At 64.7% G+C, this 3,644-nt stretch carries 4 protein-coding genes; 2 read left to right on the plus strand and 2 right to left on the minus strand.

The window, feature by feature from the left end; translation table 11 throughout:
- Window positions 1-132: 132 nt before the first annotated feature.
- Together bluB and JKL46_RS34315 are read left to right on the plus strand one after the other, a co-directional pair.
- Window positions 133-783, plus strand: coding sequence for a 5,6-dimethylbenzimidazole synthase (bluB, locus tag JKL46_RS34310; RefSeq protein ID WP_009495277.1), 651 nt, complete (start codon window positions 133-135; stop codon window positions 781-783).
- Window positions 784-1,062: 279 nt separating this feature from the next.
- On the plus strand, window positions 1,063-1,818 hold the full coding sequence (locus tag JKL46_RS34315; protein ID WP_009495278.1) for a DUF7986 domain-containing protein: 756 nt from the start codon (window positions 1,063-1,065) through the stop codon (window positions 1,816-1,818).
- A 243-nt stretch (window positions 1,819-2,061) separates the two neighbouring features.
- Here JKL46_RS34315 and istB read toward each other — a convergent pair whose 3' ends face one another.
- Window positions 2,062-2,871: an IS21-like element helper ATPase IstB gene (istB, locus tag JKL46_RS34320; RefSeq protein WP_201842894.1), complete on the minus strand. Its 810-nt coding sequence runs from the start codon at window positions 2,869-2,871 to the stop codon at window positions 2,062-2,064.
- Window positions 2,868-3,644: Mu transposase domain-containing protein (locus tag JKL46_RS34325; protein WP_425493357.1), on the minus strand; the 777-nt coding region annotated here is incomplete at its 5' end. The genes JKL46_RS34325 and istB, both read right to left, overlap by 4 nt.

The following is a 3,644-nucleotide window of genomic DNA, read 5'->3' on the forward strand; positions in this document are numbered from 1 at the left end:
GACCCCATCATGCGGCGGTGTCTGCCGACCGCGGAGAGAACCATGACCCGACAGGTGATATCAGCCGAACTGACGGAAAGGGCCGCTCCAAGGGCTTGACCAGAATCCCCGGAGTAAGAGAATAGAGCCCGTATGAGGACTGGACGTTCACCGCCTATCCCTAACTTTGCGCAGGGGTTCCGCCATCAGCTTCGCGAGCTGTTCGTCTGGCGCCGGGATGTTCGTCACTTCCGGTCAACTCCGATCTCGCCAGACGTGCTCACGGGTCTGCTTGAACTAGCTCATCTGGCACCTTCGGTGGGCCTGAGCCAGCCCTGGCGCTTCGTTCTCGTTGAGAATCCGCAACGGCGAGCCGCTATCGTCCAGAACTTTGAGGTCTGCAACGCGCAGGCCCTGATGGATGAACCTGTGGAGCGCGCTCAGGTTTATGCCAGGCTCAAGCTGGCCGGCTTGCAGGAGGCGCCGGTTCATCTGGCCGTATTTGCCGAGGGCACCACGCTGCAAGGTCATGGCCTGGGCCGGCGCACCATGCCCGAGACTGTGCAGTATTCGGCCGTGATGGCCATCCACACCCTGTGGCTGGCGGCGCGGGTCGAGGGAATCGGGGTCGGCTGGGTGTCGATCCTGGATCCTGCCACCGTTGCCATGATCCTGGAGGTACCTTCGCACTGGACGTTTATCGGCTACCTGTGTCTGGGCTATCCTGCTCACACCGATGACACGCCGGAACTCGAACGCCAAGGCTGGCAGGCGCGGACAAAGATGCAGCTTCTGCGGCGCTGACCCTGGTTGCCGTCTCTACGGGGTATGAGCATCGTCTGCGCTCGGGCCAGCGGGGCGATGTTACGCAAGCGCCGGTCTTGCTCGCAGGCCCGACACGTCCTTGCCTCTAAGGCCTATGACAGCAATGCGTTACGCTCGACCATCACCGCAATGGGAGCCGCAGCCGTCATCCCTTGCAATCCGCCCCCAAACAGCCGATCCCCTACGACTTCGGCGCCTCGCCTGTGCCCTGATCTGCCAGCGTTTGACTGACGGGAACGCGATCATGAGAGGGCGGCCATGACCCGGACCGAGATTCTGGCGCCCTATCGCCCGATCCGGGCAGGGATCCGCCGTGTGCTGAGCGAAGCGACGAAGGCGTGCGGCCGGGCGGATCTGAACCGGGCCATCAGGCAGGTTGCTCCGTGGGCTGAGGCGGAGGCGCTGGAGGAGGAGTTCACAGCCGAAATGCTGGTCGATGTCGCACTGTTCGAGCCGAACCAGCGTGGCCGGCGTGCTTTCGACCGCTTTCTCGCCGAGAAAGGCGAGAGCATGACCGAGGTGGATTGGGCCTTGGCCGAGCGCATGGCCGGGGCGTGGTTCTCGATCTTCCGGGTGGCCGAGCGGCATGAGGCCGCCGGACTCTGGCTGGAGGATCTGCTGGCCGGACAGCGTCGCGTCTGGCTCGTCGACGAGGCCCTCGAGGTCTCCGCCTCCGAAGATGCTGTCATCGGCTTGCGGCTGTTCGATGCAGGGCCGTTCCATGCCGGCTTTGGCATTATCGTGGCGCCCGACGCCGAGACACTCGACTTCTGCCTGGCAGCGAAGGAACGCGGTGAGCCCTTGCCGTTCCGCCATTCCCTGGCCGCGACACTCTACGGTGACCAGCCCCGGGCCAACGCACCGCCTGGCCCTGCCGACCTCGCCTTGCTGGAGATCTTGACGGAGATGCGGATCTCGTCCCCGTCAGCGCAGACGATGCCTGGGACGAAGAAGGCTGGCCGCCAGCCACTATCCAATCCACGCAACACACCGCAGCCTCGAAAAAGGAGGTAATTGGGATCGGCTCTTACCTCGACTCGTATGAGGCGGATGATCAAGCGTTCTCATCGTGAGACCCATCACCGAATGCAGCGGCTGGGTGGGTAAGCCGGGTCAAGCGAGCCTTCTGTATTGCGCGACGATCTGGATTGGAGGAGCGCGGCGATCTAGCTGATGATTTGCTGTCGCGGCCGGACAATGATTGTCGCGCCGCGACACAGATGCAAGCGCTTTCTTGATTGTCGCTGCGAGCGTCAATCAGGATGAGGCGTTGAGTGTCGCGCGCGTCGGTGGGCGGCCCGGTCCGCGTTTGCGCTCGAAGGCTTCTCTGCGGCGATAGCTTTCGACATTCATCTCGAAGATCGTCGCGTGATGCACCAAACGATCCACCGCGGCGAGCGTCATCGCTTGATCCGGAAAGACCGAATTCCAGGCTCCAAAGGGCTGATTGGCCGTAATCAAGAGCGAGCGACGCTCGTACCGGGCGCCGATGAGTTCAAAGATCACGCTGGTTTCCGCCTGATCCTTGCTGACATAGGCGAGGTCATCCAGGATCAGCAGGTGGTACTTGTCGAGTTTGGCAATCGCCGCCTCGAGCTGCAGATCCCGCCGCGCGCTCTGCAGCTTCTGCACCAGATCGGTCGTGCGGGCGAACAGCACCCGCCAGCCGTTCTCCACCAGGGCCAGGCCCAGAGCGCTCGCCAAGTGCGATTTGCCCCCGCCCGGCGGGCCGAACATCAACAGATTGGCCCCCTTCTCGAGCCAGCTGTCGCCGGCCGCCAGCGCCATCACCTGCGCCTTGCTGATCATCGGCACCGCGGAGAAGTCGAAGCTGTCGAGGGTCTTGCCGGGCGGAAGACGGGCCTCGTCGAGATGGCGCTGGATGCGCCGGCTGGCGCGCTCGGCCATCTCGTGCTCGGCCAGAGCCGCCAGGAAGCGCGCCGCCGGCCAGCCTTCCTTGTCGGCGCGGGCGGCGAAGTCCGGCCAGATCGTCTTGATCGCCGGCAGCCGCAGGTCGTTGAGCGCCAGGGTCAGGCGACCGGCATCAATGGCATCAGGGCTCGTCATGCGACCTCTCCCTGATCCACGCGGGCGAGTTCCTCGTAGGCACTCAGGGGCACATGAGAGACCGTGATGGTGGGCACGGCACCGGCATCCGGACTGAAGAGGGCGCGCAAGCTCTTGAGATCCGGCAGCCGGCCGGCCTTCAAATCCGCGTCGAGGCACGCGGCGAGTTCGGCCTCGCAGGCGCGTTCATGCGCCAGGGCGAGCAGGTCGACCATGGTGCGGCAGGTGATCCGGGCGGGAAGCTTGCCCATCATCGCCTCGAAGGCACGGGCATAGGCTTGGCGAGGGAAGAGCTGATCGCGGTAGACCAGCCCCATCAGGGCCATGGGCTTGCGCCGCAGCGAGTGGATCACGTGCCGGTAATCGACCACATGCCCATGCCGGCCATTGGGATGGGCCCGCCCGCGTGGCAGCGTCATCTGGTGCGTGCCGCCGAGATAGACCTCGAGGCGATCGTCAAACAGGCGCACCCGCAGCCGATGACCGATCAGGCGCGAGGGTACGCTGTAGAACACCTTGCGCAGCACGAAGCCGCTGGTCGAGGTCACCGTGACGATGGCATCCTCGTAATCGGCGGTGCGCCGGTCCGGCAGTTCGTGGAGGGCAGCGCGCTCGACTGCGATGCGCGGGGCCACGCGGGCATTGCGACGTCCGATCACCTCGTCGATGAAGCGGCGGTAGGCAGACAGATCGGCGAAGTCGCGCGCGCCGCGCAGCAGCAGGGCATCCTCGATCACCTTCTTGAGATGACCGTGCACGCTCTCGATGGCGCC

This window comes from Microvirga zambiensis WSM3693, assembly GCF_016735695.1.
Taxonomy (GTDB): Bacteria; Pseudomonadota; Alphaproteobacteria; order Rhizobiales; family Beijerinckiaceae; genus Microvirga; species Microvirga zambiensis.

Excerpts from the sequence above, each read along its gene's own strand:
- bluB (WP_009495277.1), top strand. The coding sequence starts at position 133 with ATGAGGACTGGACGTTCACCGCCTATCCCTAACTTTGCGCAGGGGTTC.
- JKL46_RS34315 (WP_009495278.1), top strand. The coding sequence starts at position 1,063 with ATGACCCGGACCGAGATTCTGGCGCCCTATCGCCCGATCCGGGCAGGG.
- istB (WP_201842894.1), bottom strand. The coding sequence starts at position 2,871 with ATGACGAGCCCTGATGCCATTGATGCCGGTCGCCTGACCCTGGCGCTC.